The organism is Nocardia arthritidis NBRC 100137 (assembly GCF_001612765.1).
In the GTDB taxonomy this organism is placed as follows: domain Bacteria; phylum Actinomycetota; class Actinomycetes; order Mycobacteriales; family Mycobacteriaceae; genus Nocardia; species Nocardia arthritidis.
In genome coordinates this window covers 105,537-120,060 of record NZ_BDBB01000007.1, presented here as the reverse complement: position 1 = coordinate 120,060, position 14,524 = coordinate 105,537, and the positions used below count along the sequence as shown (strand labels likewise).

The 14,524-nt window shown below is 67.8% G+C and carries 17 protein-coding genes; 5 read left to right on the top strand and 12 right to left on the bottom strand.

The features are described from left to right. Positions 1–72: 72 nt before the first annotated feature. Together NA8_RS07260 and NA8_RS07255 are read right to left on the bottom strand one after the other, a co-directional pair. Positions 73–867: a thioesterase family protein gene (locus tag NA8_RS07260; protein WP_063049575.1), complete on the bottom strand. Its 795-nt coding sequence runs from the start codon at positions 865–867 to the stop codon at positions 73–75. A gap of 149 nt (positions 868–1,016) precedes the next feature. Then, positions 1,017–2,261: a KasA/KasB family beta-ketoacyl-ACP synthase gene (locus NA8_RS07255; RefSeq protein WP_063049574.1), complete on the bottom strand. Its 1,245-nt coding sequence runs from the start codon at positions 2,259–2,261 to the stop codon at positions 1,017–1,019. A 39-nt stretch (positions 2,262–2,300) separates the two neighbouring features. Here NA8_RS07255 and NA8_RS07250 point away from each other — a divergent pair, with 39 nt between their 5' ends. Then, positions 2,301–2,897, top strand: a complete 597-nt coding sequence (locus NA8_RS07250) for a TetR/AcrR family transcriptional regulator (protein WP_063049573.1) — start codon at positions 2,301–2,303, stop codon at positions 2,895–2,897. Positions 2,898–3,001: 104 nt separating this feature from the next. Here NA8_RS07250 and NA8_RS07245 read toward each other — a convergent pair whose 3' ends face one another. The 3 genes from NA8_RS07245 to NA8_RS07235 all read right to left on the bottom strand — a co-directional run bounded on the left by NA8_RS07245 (position 3,002) and on the right by NA8_RS07235 (position 4,487). After that, positions 3,002–3,460: a hypothetical protein gene (locus NA8_RS07245; protein WP_063049572.1), complete on the bottom strand. Its 459-nt coding sequence runs from the start codon at positions 3,458–3,460 to the stop codon at positions 3,002–3,004. Positions 3,461–3,474: 14 nt separating this feature from the next. Beyond that, the gene (locus NA8_RS07240) at positions 3,475–3,837 is read right to left on the bottom strand and encodes a hypothetical protein (RefSeq protein ID WP_063049571.1); all 363 of its coding nucleotides are present in this window, start codon (positions 3,835–3,837) and stop codon (positions 3,475–3,477) included. A 188-nt stretch (positions 3,838–4,025) separates the two neighbouring features. Continuing rightward, positions 4,026–4,487 (bottom strand): MarR family winged helix-turn-helix transcriptional regulator, encoded by a 462-nt coding sequence (locus NA8_RS07235; RefSeq protein WP_063049570.1) that lies wholly within the window; start codon positions 4,485–4,487, stop codon positions 4,026–4,028. 56 nt (positions 4,488–4,543) lie between these two features. On the opposite strand from NA8_RS07235, the gene NA8_RS07230 reads away from it, so the two are divergent. After that, positions 4,544–4,951 carry a VOC family protein gene (locus NA8_RS07230; protein ID WP_063049569.1) on the top strand — a complete coding sequence of 136 codons (408 nt, stop codon included), beginning with the start codon at positions 4,544–4,546 and terminating at the stop codon, positions 4,949–4,951. 219 nt (positions 4,952–5,170) lie between these two features. Here the strand turns inward: NA8_RS07230 and NA8_RS07225 are convergent, their stop codons facing one another. Next, on the bottom strand, positions 5,171–5,584 hold the full coding sequence (locus NA8_RS07225) for a VOC family protein (RefSeq protein ID WP_063049568.1): 414 nt from the start codon (positions 5,582–5,584) through the stop codon (positions 5,171–5,173). 195 nt (positions 5,585–5,779) lie between these two features. On the opposite strand from NA8_RS07225, the gene NA8_RS07220 reads away from it, so the two are divergent. The 3 genes from NA8_RS07220 to NA8_RS07210 all read left to right on the top strand — a co-directional run bounded on the left by NA8_RS07220 (position 5,780) and on the right by NA8_RS07210 (position 7,866). Then, positions 5,780–6,940, top strand: coding sequence for a helix-turn-helix domain-containing protein (locus NA8_RS07220; RefSeq protein ID WP_063049567.1), 1,161 nt, complete (start codon positions 5,780–5,782; stop codon positions 6,938–6,940). A gap of 228 nt (positions 6,941–7,168) precedes the next feature. Continuing rightward, positions 7,169–7,645, top strand: coding sequence for a hypothetical protein (locus NA8_RS07215; RefSeq protein ID WP_063049566.1), 477 nt, complete (start codon positions 7,169–7,171; stop codon positions 7,643–7,645). Further along, the gene (locus NA8_RS07210; RefSeq protein WP_063049565.1) at positions 7,645–7,866 is read left to right on the top strand and encodes a hypothetical protein; all 222 of its coding nucleotides are present in this window, start codon (positions 7,645–7,647) and stop codon (positions 7,864–7,866) included. The genes NA8_RS07215 and NA8_RS07210 overlap by 1 nt, the downstream gene beginning before the upstream one ends. Positions 7,867–7,932: 66 nt before the next feature. Here the strand turns inward: NA8_RS07210 and thiC are convergent, their stop codons facing one another. The 6 genes from thiC to NA8_RS07180 all read right to left on the bottom strand — a co-directional run bounded on the left by thiC (position 7,933) and on the right by NA8_RS07180 (position 14,507). Continuing rightward, positions 7,933–9,585 (bottom strand): phosphomethylpyrimidine synthase ThiC, encoded by a 1,653-nt coding sequence (thiC, locus tag NA8_RS07205; RefSeq protein WP_040870651.1) that lies wholly within the window; start codon positions 9,583–9,585, stop codon positions 7,933–7,935. A gap of 304 nt (positions 9,586–9,889) precedes the next feature. Further along, positions 9,890–10,327 carry a hypothetical protein gene (locus tag NA8_RS07200; RefSeq protein WP_063049564.1) on the bottom strand — a complete coding sequence of 146 codons (438 nt, stop codon included), beginning with the start codon at positions 10,325–10,327 and terminating at the stop codon, positions 9,890–9,892. A 217-nt stretch (positions 10,328–10,544) separates the two neighbouring features. Beyond that, positions 10,545–11,723 (bottom strand): fumarylacetoacetase, encoded by a 1,179-nt coding sequence (fahA, locus tag NA8_RS07195; RefSeq protein ID WP_063049677.1) that lies wholly within the window; start codon positions 11,721–11,723, stop codon positions 10,545–10,547. Next, complete coding sequence (locus NA8_RS07190; protein WP_063049563.1) at positions 11,720–12,916, bottom strand: homogentisate 1,2-dioxygenase; 1,197 nt, start codon at positions 12,914–12,916, stop codon at positions 11,720–11,722. The genes fahA and NA8_RS07190 overlap by 4 nt, the downstream gene beginning before the upstream one ends. 65 nt (positions 12,917–12,981) lie before the next feature. Then, positions 12,982–13,608 (bottom strand): TetR/AcrR family transcriptional regulator, encoded by a 627-nt coding sequence (locus NA8_RS07185; protein WP_063049562.1) that lies wholly within the window; start codon positions 13,606–13,608, stop codon positions 12,982–12,984. 68 nt (positions 13,609–13,676) lie between these two features. Next, a complete protein-coding gene (locus tag NA8_RS07180; protein WP_063049561.1) occupies positions 13,677–14,507 on the bottom strand; it encodes an exodeoxyribonuclease III in 831 nt (276 codons plus the stop codon). Positions 14,508–14,524: the final 17 nt, after the last annotated feature.

The window sequence follows — 14,524 nt, the reverse complement described above, 5'->3', positions numbered from 1 at the left end:
GTTGGGCGGTTCAGCAGGTGCCGACCCGTCCGCCAGCGTCTCGGCGACGAACGCCGAGTGGGTCTGCCTCGGCTATCGGTTGCCGAGGAAGAGGGTTTGCGTGCTGCGGCCCAAGGGGCCCTTTTCGTCGTAGAGCGCGGATTCCGCCATACCTATGCCATGGGGTTGGGGGTAGGTGACGGCGTCGAGGCAGACCCATTCGCCTGCGGGCTGGCGGTGCAGGGTGACCGTCAGGTCGGTGTTGATGAACAGGTACTTCGACCAGTCCATGACCGCGCTGATGCCGTTTCCCGAATCCGCGGCCGCGAGGGTGCGTTCCAGTGGGCTCGGATCGGTGCCCGCGACGATCGGGTATTTGAGCCTGATCCAGCACAACGCCGGGCCGGGCTCGGTGAAGGAGCCGCTGACGAAGCGGTATTCGATGGCGGTGTGGAAGCCCACCGGCTGGGTGGAGGGGAACGGCGCGGACACGCCCGCGTGGCCGGGACCGGGACGTGTGCCGGAGGGCAGGAAACGTTCCGGCAGCGGCAATTCCGGTTCGGACAGCTTGAACCGCCAGGCGTTCGCCCGCATCACCGGCCCGCGCTCGGTGGACAGCGTCGCCTCGATGAGTTCGACGCTGCGGCCGGGGCGGACGACCCGCGCCACCGCGGTCAGCGGTTCCAGCGGCACCGGGCCGAGGATCTCGACCGCGACCCGGCCGACCTGGAACCCCGGACGGGGTTCGCACCGCTCGATCACGTGCCCGAGCAGCGCCGAGGGCGGACCCGCGTGCTGGGCGTCCGGCGACCAGGGGCCGCGGGTCAGCTCGGTGGACAGAAAGCGATCCGCCTGGTCGGGGTCGGGGAGATAGAAGGCGTCGCTCACAGCGCCCCGCCTGCGCCCGATTCCGTCGTGCGCGCCCGCGCGCACGGTCCTCGGTTCCTTCGCCGGTGCTCGCTCACGTCGCTGTCCGTCCTCCGGGCCGATCGGTCGGTTTACAACGACGGTAGCCCGCTCCGGAACGGAACTCGAGGTCAGACCCGGCCGAACGTCAGCGCGACGTTGTGCCCCCCGAAGCCGAACGAATTGTTCAGCGCGAAATCGATGCGCTGGGGGCGCGGCGCGCCCGCGACGATGTCCAGGTCGATCGCCGGGTCGAGATTGTCGAGGTTCAAGGTGGGTGGGACGACCTGGTCCCGCAGGGTGAGCATGGTGACCAGCGACTCCAACGCGCCGACCGCCCCGATGGAATGCCCGAGCGCGGATTTCGGCGCGTAGACCGAGGCATCGGGCACGACGGAGGCGATCGCGTTGGCCTCCGAGGCGTCGCCGATGGAAGTCGACGTGGCGTGCGCGTTCACATGCTGGATGTCCGAAGCTCGCAGTCCCGCGGTCTCGATGGCCTTGCGCATCGCGCGAGCCGCTCCGATGCCCTCCGGCTCGGACGCGACGATGTGATAGGCGTCGGAGGTGATGCCGGCGCCGAGCACCCGCCCGTGCACGGCGGCCCCCCGCGCGCGAGCGTGCCGCTCGGACTCGAGCACCAGCAGCGCGCCCGCCTCGCCGAAGACGAATCCGTCGCGGTCCCGGTCGAACGGGCGCGACGCGCGTTCCGGGTCGTCGTTGCGGGTGCTCATGGCACGCATCATGGCGAAACTCGCGATGGGCACGGCGTCGATATGGCCTTCGACGCCGCCCGCCACCACCACGTCCGCCTCACCGGTGGTGATCAGCCGCCACGCGTGCGCGATCGCCTCCGAACCCGAGGAGCAGGCCGATACCGGAGCGAAAACGCCGGCCCTGGCGCCGATCTCGAGCCCGACGGTGGCGGCGGGACCGTTCGGCATCACCATCGGCACCGACATCGGCGACACCTTGCGATAGCCGCCCGCGCGCATCGCGTCGACCGCCGAGATCAGCGCGTCGCCGCCCCCGAGCCCGGTGCCGATGGCCACCGCCAATCGGTCGCCGTCCACCTCGGGCGCGCCTGCCGAACGCCAAACCCGGCGGCCGAGCACCAGCGCCATCTGCTCGACGTAGGAATGCCTGCGCTGTTCGACCCGGGTGAGTTCGGCGCCGGGCTGTGACTTCAGCTTGCCGCCGATGCGGACCGGCAGGTCGTACTCGGCGACGAAATCGTCGTCCAGCGCGCCGATCCCGCTGTGCCCCGCCAGCAGTCCGGACCAGGTGGTGTCCATGTCGTCGGCCAGCGACGTGGTCGCCGCGTACCCGGTGACCACCACCGAATCCCGAGTTTCTGAAGCGATTGTTACAGTCACGATGTCATGAATACCTGTACCAATCGCTACAGTCAACCCATGGCCCGCCCCTTAGACCACGCCAAACGCGCCGAACTGCTCGCCGCTGTGGTGCGCTACATCGCCGACCACGGTCTCGCGGACCTGTCGCTGCGCCCGCTGGCCGCCGAACTCGGCACCAGCTCGCGCATGCTGATCTACTACTTCACGACCAAGGAAGAGCTGCTGGTCCAAGCGCTGGCGACGCAGCGGCCCGACATCGCGGCCTTTTTCGCCGACATCGGTGACGCGTCCGAACTTCGCGACCGGTTGTGGGACTTCTGGACCGCGAACACCTCGGGTGAGGGCCGGACGAGCGTCCGGGTGATGCTCCAGGTTCTCGGGGCGGCGTGCGCTCCACAGAGTCCGTATGCCGATTACGCCATCTCGGCCATCGCCGTGTTCGTATCGGCGCTGGCGGATGGGCTGCGCAACGTTCCGTCCATTGAGGACCCTGAAGTCGCTGCGACTCTGCTTGTGTCGGGCCTGCGCGGGATTTTGCAGGACCGGATGATCACCGGCGAGGTCGAGCGCACCGATCGCGCGGCCCGCCGCCTGATCGAGCAGACGGTGCGTATCGACGCGGCCAATGCCCGTGCCGCTGGATGGTGGCGCTGACCAGGGGTTCGCCCCGCGTTGTGACAAGACGGGGCGAACCGGTCAGGAGTCCTGTGTTCCCTGGAGGATCCGCCGACAGGTGATTCTGCCTCAGTGCGACGGAGTCAATCCGTGGTGGGTTGATCCTGATACTGGTCGACGAGGTGCTGGTAGAAGCGGTTCTCTGGCGACTCCAGCGAGATGGCCCGAAGGCCGAGGGTGACCTTACGGCCAATCACCGTCGAGTATCCGTCCTCGTCGATGCCGAGATCCTCTGCGACCGCTGGTACCAGTTCATCCAGCTCGTCATCGGTCACATAGACGGCGAGACGGCATTCGACTGGGATGCGCGCGGGGTCGTAGGCGTCCCCCCACGCGCGCTGCGCGAACTCATCGACCGCGGTGACCGGTCCGAAGCTGGTAAAGCACGGGATACGGTTCACCCCGCGGATCCGATGAACGCTCTCTTCGAGCGCCAGCGCGACGGGGTGGATTCCTTCACCGCCGAGGGCGCCGGGCCCGGTCGCGTCGGGCAGCCCGAGTCCTACCGCGAACTCCCACACTTGGTGTTCGTCGTCGTCCACGTACAACCTTCCTGTTATTTCTTCGATGAGTTCTCGACGCGGCAGTGCTTGACCTTCCGCCCCTTGGGTGCAGCCGCTTGTGCCTTGTTCCAGGCGTCTTTCTCGGCCGCGTCCTTCGTCTTTCCCGTCCCGGTGTACTTCTCCGGGCCGGTGGCGTCTGTCCGGTCCAGATTCTCGAAGTAGCAGGACAACGTCACGGTCCATTTGGCGGTGAACTCGAACTGCCAGTGCGGGTGTGCCGGGTTGACGGGCTCGGCCGCAATGGTCGGTGTCTCCGCCTGTGCGATGGCGACCCCAGCTGTTGATGCGCCTCCGATGCACGCGGCAGTCAGCGCGATTGTAGTGACAAGTCGCCGCCCGACCGAAATGGTTCGCATGTCGTCCCCTCCGTCTGTTGAAGGTATCTCCTTCACTGGTCTTAGACGACACTGCGGCACAACAGGTTCCATCTACAGTGGTGGCTAGTGTCACTGGGACACCGCAGGCTGGTGACGAAGCGGATACGATGCCGCGCTGGCCCGCCCCGATGCCGCCGGAGATCCGCGCGCAGCGGGTCGTCGCGGAGTCACTCGATAGTGGACTCCGGATGCGCATGCGCGAAGACGCGTTCCAGCATCGCATGTAGTCGATCGCGCTCGACCGGGTCCAACGGGGCGAGGATTTCGTCGCCGACCCGACCGGCCTCGCGATCGAGGGAACGAAATGCCGCGCGGCCGGTGCGGGTGATGCGCACTGTGATTCGGCGACGGTCGCGCTCGTCGCGCGCGCGTTCGACCTGACCGGCGGCTTCCAGTTCGTCGACGATCTTGGCGACGTCGCTGGGGTGGATGGCCAGGCGCTCGGCGAGATCCCGTTGGGCGTGCGGGCCGAAATCGGCCAGCGCCGCGAGGATCGCCATGTGCCACAGCCGCAGGCCGCGGACGGCCAGCCGGTCGGCGAATCGGCTGCGCGCGGTCTTGCCCACCCGGGACAGGAGGTAGACGTCGAGGCCGAGCAGGCTCGGCGGCAGTGCGCGTCCGGAGTCCATCGATCTATTGTAGGTCTGGACCTACAATAGGTCCGCACCAACTAGTTGGAGACGCCGTGGACGCACTTCATCCGAGACTTCTGGTCACCCGATTCGCCGAAAGCTTCGAGTTCTACGCGGCCGTGCTGCCCGAGCTGATCGGGGCGACGCTGATCAAGGGAACCGCTGCGGGTCCCTATGCGAACTGGGACGTCGGGGACCAAGGTGCGCTTGTGCTCTTCGATCGCTCCGCGATGGCGGAGGTCGTCGCGACGTCGGCGCTGCCGGAGCGAGCCGCGCCGTCGCAGGACGCGGTCATGTTCGTCTGCCGGGTCCGCGATGTCGACGCGGGTGCGAAACTGTGCGCCGAGCACGGCGCGACGGTTGTCGCAGGTCCGGCCGATCGGCCGCAGTGGGGCCCCGGGCTGCGCACCGCCCACCTGCGTGACCCGGAGGGCACATTGATCGAACTCCAGTCCTACTGATCGCCGAGCGGTTCTGATCGGAAAAGCGCCGGCCATGTGTGGACGGACGCTTTCGATCCGCGCCTCTTCCCGGTTCAGCCCCACCCGATGGAGGGGTGGACGTATCCGTGGTCAGCGACCGCTGTCAGCGCTCCGGCTTCACAGCCTGTCAACCGTGAAGCCGGGCAACTGCGTTCGATCTCCCAGTGCTCCTAGGACATCGGGGGCTCGTCTCGGCAGCTACTCGGCGTATGGCTGATCCTCGCCCTGGGCGCTGTAGCCGATGCTCCAGATGTAGCCGTCCGGGTCCGCGAAGGTGCCGCCGTACCCACCCCACTGCGTGGCGGCGGCCGGCTTGAGAATCGCGGCACCGGCCTTCTCGGCTTCGTCGAGAATCTCATCGACCCGCGCCTCACTGCGGACCACGTAGGTCAGGGCCAGCCCGCCGAAACCGCTCCCTTCCGGACTCGTACCCATCTCGGCGGCCAGACCCTCGCGACCGTAGAAGCCGATGAGCGGCCCGTCCTCGGCCGAGAAGAACACCGACACGCCGTAGTCCCGATCGACCTTCCAACCGAGCCCGTCCACGTAGAAACGCTTGGACCGATCCATGTCCTGGACGCCGAGCAGGATCGAGCTGATAGTCGCTTTCATTCCGTTTCTCCTTAGGTCATAGAGGCCGGGCACGCACACGACGCTCACGCTATTGGCGGCCCGCTGGGCAACGCTTCTCGAATCCTGATCGGTTCGGCCGGCGGGTCGGACTGCTCATCGCGCCCTCGGGAGGCCTCGAAGTTTGGGCCGATGCGCGCGGCTGACGAGAACCAACAGGTCCCGTAACCTCGGGCCATGGGCACAGATCTCGGGGAACGCCTGCGATCGGTTCGCAAGCGTAGCGGTCTGACACAACGTGAACTCGCAGACAGTTCGGGGGTATCGCTGTCCCTGATTCGCAAGATCGAGCAGGGCGAACGCGACGACACCCGGATGCAGACGCTTCGACGGCTGGCGGTGGCGATGAGCTGCCCGCTCTCCGCGCTACTCGGCCCCGACCCTCGCCTCCCTGAGAACGGGAACGGGGAACTCTGGCACCCGACTCGGCAAGCACTCATCACCACCCCAGCACCGCAAGCGATCGATCCGCCGCCCGAGCGCAGCATGTACGAGTCTCTTGCCGCAGCGGTGAAGCTCTACCACGACAACGAGTACGAGCAGTTGGCCCGCGTGCTTCCACAGCTGATAGCCGACGGCCGCGAGGCCCCGCCGCTGATCCGCTCGCGCATCCTTCAGCTGGTTGGCTCTGTGATGGTCCAGACGCGGCAGCTCCAGCCCGCAAGAACGGCACTCGAGCAGTCGCTTCGGGATGCCGAGGCAACAGGGAGCGTGCTCGATGCCGCCTCGGCGGTGATCACTCTGTGTTGGTTGCTGCTTGTCGAGCGACGGTTCGAGCAGGTCCGCACCCTGGCGGTGTCATGGGCAGACCGGATCGAGCCCCGCTTGTCGGTGGCCACGACGCGGGAACTTTCGACATGGGGATGGTTGCTGCTGCGCGGCTCGGCCGCAGCGATCCGCGACAACCGCCCGGATGAAGCAGACGACATGATCCGCCTCGCGAACGCGGCAGCGGTGGCGGTCAAGCGGGACACGGGTAGCTATCACCAATACTGGACGACGTTCGGGCCTGCCACGGTCGCTATGAAGCGTGTCGAAAATGCCATCGTCGACGACCGTCCCGACCTGGCATTGCGACTGGCAGGGGACGTGCCGCCAGGGCTCAGCCCGACGTCGGACAACCGCAACAGGCATCTGCTCGATGTCGCGGCAGCGCACATCGAACTTCGTGGCTATGACACCGCGTTCGATGTTCTGACTCAGCTGTCGCGTGAGGCTCGGCCTTGGCTGATCGAACAGCGATCCGCCAAAGACCTGCTCGGCCGGATCGTCGTCAAGCGCCGCACCCTGACCCCCGAAATGCGAGAACTCGCAGACCTTATACGGCTGGAATATTAGCTCCCTCAACGCATTACACATCCCACCGATGGCACTTTCAACCGGATGTCGCCGAGAGTGCCATTGTTGGACAACTCCTCAGCCTGTGACGCTGACTGCGGCCCCGACGCCGGGGTGAGCGGGCGGATTCCTCATCTCAGCCGCGCCAGCGCAGCTAAGGCCGCTGGCTGGTGTTGATGCCCTCGGCGTCGGGTGCTTTCCAATCGGATCGCAGGGAGGCGCAGGGATATGGATGCGAGCAGCGAGCAGGGGTTGTATTCGGCGGGTGTGGCCGAGTTGGAACGGATGGCGGCGTATCTGAGAGACGAGTCCATGCCGCTGCGGGGTTTGCCGACGGTTGCGCCGGGTGTGTCGGCGATCGGGTTGCGGTGCCTATCGGTCGCGGGTGCGGAGGCGGCTAGCGATCAGGCCACCATTGACGCGCTGGCGCGTCGGCACGGATATACGTTGTCGCACACGTATGTGGTTGCCCCGCAGACCGTCTCGTTGGTCATTGTGACGGCTGTGCTGGAAATGGTGCACGTGGCGCGGGCGGGGGCGGTGATCGTTCCGGGGATGGCGCATCTGGGCGGGTCGGTCCCGGCCGAGTTCGCGCGGGTGTGCAGCGTGGTCATGCCGGGGCATGTGATGCTGGGCCGCGCGCTGTATCCCACGTCCGCGCCCCCACCACCCGGTGACCACACCGGTGCGGGAGTGCGGGGGTGATGACCGGCCCGGCAGGGTCTCCGCACCCGGAGGAGCCCGACGTGCACCTGTCGGTCTACCTGCACGACCAGCGCATGGACTTCGCCGCCTGCCTGACCGCCGCCCTGGTGTTCGTGCAGGAATGGAACGCCCATCATCGCCCCGACGCAGTAACTGTGCTGCCCGGCGACCCGACCGGGCTTCCACGCTTACCCTGCGAACGGCTCTACCTCGAACCCTGACCAGGCGACGAACCGGCGTCCCGCCGCCCACCGCAGCGCAGGAATGCGGCGGGCGGCGGGTGGTCGTTACGAGACGACGGGCAGGTAGACGGCGTTGCCTTTGCCTGCGAACTCGGCGGACTTCTCCGCCATGCCCGCTTCCAGCGCCTCGACCTCGTTCAGGCCGTGGCGCTCGGCGTATTCGCGCACGTCCGCCGAGATTCGCATCGAGCAGAACTTCGGGCCGCACATCGAGCAGAAGTGCGCCGTCTTGGCGGGTTCGGCGGGCAGCGTTTCGTCGTGGTACTCGCGTGCGGTGTCCGGGTCGAGCGACAGCGCGAACTGGTCACGCCAGCGGAATTCGAAACGGGCCTTGGACAGTTCGTCGTCCCGCTGCTGGGCGTGCGGGTGTCCCTTGGCCAGGTCGGCGGCGTGCGCGGCGATCTTGTAGGTGATCACGCCGACTTTCACGTCGTCGCGGTTGGGCAGGCCCAGGTGTTCTTTCGGTGTGACGTAGCAGAGCATGGCGGTGCCCGCCTGCGCGATGATGGCCGCGCCGATGGCCGAGGTGATGTGGTCGTAGGCCGGTGCGATGTCGGTGGCGAGCGGGCCGAGCGTGTAGAATGGCGCCTCCTCGCACCACTCCTCCTCGAGCCGGACGTTCTCCACGATCTTGTGCATCGGCACGTGACCGGGGCCCTCGATCATCACCTGCACGCCATGGGATTTCGCGATCTTGGTCAGTTCTCCCAGGGTGCGCAGCTCGGCGAATTGCGCCTCGTCGTTGGCGTCGGCGATGGAGCCGGGCCGCAGGCCGTCGCCGAGGGAGAAGGTGACGTCGTAGCGCGCGAGGATCTCGCAGAGTTCCTCGAAGTGCGTGTACAGGAACGATTCCTGGTGATGCGCCAGGCACCAGGCCGCCATGATCGACCCGCCGCGCGAGACGATGCCGGTCACCCGCTTCGCGGTCAGCGGGATGTAGCGCAGCAGCACGCCCGCGTGCACGGTCATGTAGTCGACGCCCTGCTCGCACTGCTCGATCACGGTGTCGCGGTAGATCTCCCAGGTGAGCGCGGTCGGGTCGCCGTTCACCTTCTCCAGCGCCTGGTAGATCGGCACGGTGCCGACCGGGACGGGGGAGTTGCGCAGAATCCACTCGCGCGTCTCGTGGATGTTCTTGCCGGTGGACAGGTCCATGATGGTGTCCGCGCCCCAGCGGGTCGCCCACACCATCTTCTCCACCTCCTCGGCGATCGAGGAGGAGACGGCCGAGTTGCCGATGTTCGCGTTGATCTTGACCAGGAATTTCTTGCCGATGATGGTCGGCTCGAGTTCCGGATGCTTGTGGTTGGCCGGGATCACCGCGCGGCCGGCGGCGACCTCTTCGCGCACCAGCTCCGCCGCGACGCCTTCGCGCGCGGCGATGAAGCGCATCTCGGGGGTGACGATGCCCTCGCGGGCCCAGGCGAGCTGGGTGCGCGGGCCCGCCCCCTCGGATCTGGTCCAGGTGTCACGCAGCTTCGGTAGACCGCCTTCGAGATCGATCGTCGCAGTCTCGTCGGTGTACGGCCCCGACGTGTCGTAGACGTCGAAGTGTTCGCCATTGGTCAGATTGATCCGGCGCACCGGTATGCGCAGGTCTTCGACTTCGAGATAGTGCTTGACGCTGCCCTCGATGGGGCCGGTGGTGACGCTGTCGACTGGTGCGGTTGCGCCGTCGGACGCAGCGGCGGGTGCCATCTTTTCCTCCCTACGCCGGCATTACCCGGTCAGGTTCATACGGTCGACGGCCCTGACGCCTCTCGGCTAGCCGTCCTCTCAGCCCGCTGGTGCGAGCCCCCGTTGGTTGTGAAATTTTCCTGCCCGACCATACCCGGACCGCCCGGCCGCGTGCCCGGCGATTCGCCGCGATCGAGCGAACTCCCAGGCAGCGGCACCGGGGGGCGAGTGCCGAGGCGCGGTCGAAAGTCGCGTGCCGGGATGAGGCGCCGCTGAATACCCGGGCGACCGGTCAGGCGCTCGTGCAGGGGATTTCCGGTCGAGATCACGAGTCTTCCGGCTCGGCCGAATGGCCGGGCGCGCCGCGGGTGCGGCGGGCTTCTTTCATCTCGGCTTCGTAGAGGTGGCGGCGACCGTCGAGCAATTCGTCTCGGGCGGCCCGTTCGATGTCGCGGAACAGGGCGTAGTAGCCGTCGTCGTATTCCTCGATGATCTGGAACGTCCAGCGTCCGGCCAGCACGTTGCGACCGATCAACTCGGTGGATATCCGGTCGGCGATGCGGGCATGGCCCGCCTCGCGGAACAGCTCCACGGCCTCGTCGAGCGCCAGGTCGCCGCCGCCGGTCAGCTGGTGGAAGGCGTACAGGTGACCGCGGGCGCGTTCGATGATCTCCAGGGCCTCCGAGAGTTTGCCGGTGGCGGCGACGGTGGTGTCGTCGACGCCATCGGGCCTGCGGTGCGCTACGTCCGGCCGATCGGTCATGACCTCGCTCCTTGTCTGGCGGATGCAACCGTAGCCGCGGCGTACCCAGAAGGGGGCGAGCTCAAGCGCTGGAAGATTGCTGCTGCGCTCGGCGGAGCGGGGGACTCTCGCGGCCGTCGGCGCGTTCCACCAGGATCGGTGGAGAGCCTTCAGCGACGGCCGGACCGATGCCGAACGGCCGGCGACAGACCGGGGCAGCACCGCTCGGTAGCGGGGCTCAGCGCGGATGCGCGGGACCGATGCGGCCGGTGACCTCGCCCAATCCTATGCGGGACGTGCGGGGACCGGGAGCCGATGCCGTGATCGTCACTTCGTCGCCGTCTTCGAGAAAGGTGCGTTGCCCGTTGTTCAGCGGAATCGGTCGACTCCCACCCCAGGACAACTCGATGAACGACCCGCGCTGGTCCGGTTCGGGGCCGGAGATGGTGCCCGAGGCGTACAGATCACCGGGACGAGTAGAAGCTCCGTTCGCGGTGAGATGAGCGAGCATCTGCGCCGGTGACCAGTACATCCGGGCATAGGGCGGGTGCGCGACCGGTTGCCCGTTCCACGCCACGGTGAGCTCGATGTCCAGGCCCCACGCCTCGTTACCCAGCAGGTAGGGCAGCGGCGCGGGCGACTGCTCGGGCAGCGGTATGCGCGCGGACTCCAGGGCGGCCAGCGGGGTGATCCACGGTGCGAGCGAGGTCGCGAACGACTTACCGAGGAAAGGCCCGAGCGGTTGATACTCCCAGGCCTGGATATCGCGTGCGGACCAATCGTTGACCAGCGCGACGCCGAAGACCCGGTCGGCGAACTCGTCGATGCCGACCGGCACGCCGAGCCGCGAGCCGACACCGATCACGAAGCCGAGTTCGGCCTCGATGTCCAGCCGCCGCGAGGGGCCGAACTCCGGGGCACCGGATTCGGACCGGCGCTGCCCGCACGGCCGCGCCACCTCGGTGCCGGACACCACCACGGTCCCCGCCCGCCCGTGATAGCCCACCGGCAGGTGGCGCCAGTTCGGCAGCAACGGGTCACCGTCCGGCCGGAACAGGCGACCGAGATTCGTCGCGTGATCGATGCTGGCGTAGAAGTCCACGTAGTCGCCGATCCGTACGGGCAGCCGCAGTTCCACCTCGGACAGGGGATGGACGGCGGCGCTGTCCAGCTCGCCTTCGACTGCCTCGCGAATCCGGTCGCGGACCGCGCGCCAGCGTGCGGGCCCCTGCGCCAGGAAGGCGTTCAGGCTCGGTTCGGCGAACACCGGATCATCCAGGAGCGCGAGCACATCGATGACGTGTTCGCCGAGCCGCACACCCACCCGGTGGCTTCTTCCGCGCGGCGCGAACACCCCGTACGGCAGGTTGTCAGGACCGAACAGGGACTCCGGGGATACCTCGACCCTGGTCCTCACGCGGGGCCCCGCCCGGACCAGGTCCACGCGTAGGTCGGGTCCTCGCAGGCCAGGGCGCCTTCACCGAGTTCCAGCGGGCGGAAGGTGTCCACCATGACGGCCAGCTCGTCGAAGTAGTCGATGCCGATGCTGTTCTCGTAGGCACCGGGCTGCGGACCGTGGGCGTAGCCGCCGGGGTGCACCGACACCGAGCCCTGGGTGATCCCGGAACCCTTGCGCGCTTCGTAATTGCCGCCGCAATAGAACATGACCTCGTCGGAATCGACGTTGGAGTGGTAGTACGGCACGGGAATCGACAGCGGGTGGTAGTCCACCTTGCGCGGCACGAAATTGCAGATGACGAAGTTGCCGCCCTCGAATGCCTGATGGACGGGCGGCGGCTGATGGATGCGCCCGGTAATCGGCTCGAAGTCGGCGATGTCGAACGTGAACGGATACAGGCAGCCGTCCCAGCCGACCACGTCGAACGGGTGGGTGGCGTAGACCATCCGGGTGCCGACGACCTGCCCGCCGGCCCGGTGCTTGACCAGCACTTCCACCTCGGTGCCGGTCGCGGTGATCGTCTCGGCCGGTCCGTGCAGGTCGCGCTCGCAGTACGGGGCGTGCTCGAGCAGCTGACCGAACTTCGACAAGTAGCGCTTCGGCGCAGTGATGTGGCCGGTCGCCTCGATCACATACGCCCGCAGCGGTTCCGGGCCGGTGGGACGCCAGCGATGCGTGGTGGCCCGCGGAATGAGCACTTGGTGGCCCTGCCGCGCGGGCAGCGCGCCGAACACGGTTTCGACCACCGCCGCGCCGGCCTCCACGTACACCAGCTCGTCGCCGATCGCGTTGCGGTACAACGGCGATCCGCCCTTGGCGACGACGTAGGAGATGCGCACGTCGGCGTTGCCGAGCAACAACCGCCGCCCGGTGACCGGATCGGTCTCCGACGGCGTGTCGCCGGGAAACAGGTTGTGCAGCCGCAGATGACGATGGCGCAACGGATGATTCGGCGTGGTCCGCTGATCGGGCAACTCCCAGACCGTCGAATCGACCAGCGCAGGCGGAAGGCCGCGGTGATAGAGCAGCGAGGAGTCGCCGGAGAAGCCCTCCTCGCCCATCAGCTCCTCGTAGTAGAGCCGGCCCTGCTCATCGCGATGCTGGGTGTGCCGCTTCGGCGGTACCGCACCCACTTGCCGATAGAACGCCATGACCGTTCCTCCGCCAACCGGTGGTCGGATAGTTGATCACCATCGTAATGCGGCCGCGTCGCCTATCAGGCGTTTCGCAGGGCGCGGTAGACCGCGGCCCCGACGAACGCGCCGAGATCCGCCGGTGTCCAGCCGTCCTGGTCCGCGAGCAGCGCGCGCACCGCCCCCTCACCCGCGGAGACCCACTGCTCCACCAGCACGGGCAGCTTGCGCTCGGCGTCCGCGGTGCCCCAGGCGCGCAGCGTCGGTCGCAGAAGCTTGGCGCAGCGCTCGATGACCAGCTTGCGGCCACGACCGAACGAGTTCGCCACGGCGGGGTCGGGGTTGCCGTAGACCAGCCGCCAGGCGTCGGGGCGGCTCGCGGCCTTGGTCAGCAGCGCGCGGAACCCCTCGACGAATACGGTCTCGTCCGCGTCCACGTCGCGCGGCGTCACCACCTCCAGCACGCCGCTGACCAGGTAGCCCTCCTCGCGCTGGATGAGCGCCTCGATCAGCTCGACCCGATCGGCGAAGCAGGCGTAGACCACCGGCCGGGTCACCTTCATCCGCTCCGCGATCGCGGCCATGGTGACCGCGGCGATGCCGTTGTCCACGGCGATGGCCAGCGCGGTGTCGAGTACCTGCGGGCGGCGGCGCTCCGGGCCGAGGTGCTGCGCCCGCTGCCGTTGCCCCATGGCCGAGTCGCTGTTCACACCGCCCAGGCGGGCACCGGTTGCCCGGTTTCCGCTGCGGCGCGGGAAGGGTGGCTGCGCCGGGCGGGTCACGAGGGCCCGGGTCCGTCGGCGAATTCGGCGATTACCGGAGCGTGGTCGCTGGCGCCCTTGCCCTTTCGTGCCTCGCGATCGACCGTCGCGTCCGTCACGGTGGCGGCGAGCGCGGGGGAGGCGAGGATGAAATCGATGCGCATCCCCTCCTTGCGTGGGAAGCGCAGCTGGGTGTAGTCCCAGTAGGTGTAGACGCCCGGCCCCGGCGCGAACGGTCGCATGACGTCCGCGTACCCGGCGTCCACGACGGCCTGAAAGGCATCGCGTTCCGGTATCGACGTGTGCGTCTTGTCGGCGAAGTACTCCACGGACCACACATCGTCGTCGGTCGGCGCGATGTTCCAGTCGCCCACCAGCGCGATCTCGGCCTGTGGGTTCTCGGCCAGCCAGCGTGCGCCGTTGTCCCGCAGCGCGGCAAGCCATTCCAGCTTGTAGGCGTAGTGCGGGTCGGCCAAGGTGCGGCCGTTGGGCACGTACAGGCTCCACACCCGCACGCCACCGCAGGTGGCCCCGATCGCGCGGGACTCGACGACCGGCGTGCTGATCAGCGACTCGCCCGCGTCCTTGTCGAAACCAGGTTGACCGGGGAAGGCGAATTCCACGTCGGCGAGGCCGACCCGGGAGGCGATCGCCACTCCGTTCCACTGGTTGATGCCCAGGTGGGCCACTTCGTAGCCCAGTTCGTCGAAGCGCTCGAACGGGAACTGGTCGTCCCGGCACTTGGTCTCCTGAAGGGCCAGCACGTCGATGTCCTGGCGGTCGAGCCAGTCCACGACACGATCGAGCCGGGAACGGATCGAGTTGACATTCCAGGTGGCGAGACGCACGGCGGCCTTCCTTCGCG

Excerpts from the sequence above, each read along its gene's own strand:
- NA8_RS07250 (WP_063049573.1), top strand. The coding sequence starts at position 2,301 with ATGGCCCGCCCCTTAGACCACGCCAAACGCGCCGAACTGCTCGCCGCT.
- NA8_RS07240 (WP_063049571.1), bottom strand. The coding sequence starts at position 3,837 with ATGCGAACCATTTCGGTCGGGCGGCGACTTGTCACTACAATCGCGCTG.
- NA8_RS07235 (WP_063049570.1), bottom strand. The coding sequence starts at position 4,487 with ATGGACTCCGGACGCGCACTGCCGCCGAGCCTGCTCGGCCTCGACGTC.
- NA8_RS07225 (WP_063049568.1), bottom strand. The coding sequence starts at position 5,584 with ATGAAAGCGACTATCAGCTCGATCCTGCTCGGCGTCCAGGACATGGAT.
- NA8_RS07220 (WP_063049567.1), top strand. The coding sequence starts at position 5,780 with ATGGGCACAGATCTCGGGGAACGCCTGCGATCGGTTCGCAAGCGTAGC.
- NA8_RS07215 (WP_063049566.1), top strand. The coding sequence starts at position 7,169 with ATGGATGCGAGCAGCGAGCAGGGGTTGTATTCGGCGGGTGTGGCCGAG.
- NA8_RS07210 (WP_063049565.1), top strand. The coding sequence starts at position 7,645 with ATGACCGGCCCGGCAGGGTCTCCGCACCCGGAGGAGCCCGACGTGCAC.
- thiC (WP_040870651.1), bottom strand. The coding sequence starts at position 9,585 with ATGGCACCCGCCGCTGCGTCCGACGGCGCAACCGCACCAGTCGACAGC.
- NA8_RS07200 (WP_063049564.1), bottom strand. The coding sequence starts at position 10,327 with ATGACCGATCGGCCGGACGTAGCGCACCGCAGGCCCGATGGCGTCGAC.
- NA8_RS07190 (WP_063049563.1), bottom strand. The coding sequence starts at position 12,916 with ATGGCGTTCTATCGGCAAGTGGGTGCGGTACCGCCGAAGCGGCACACC.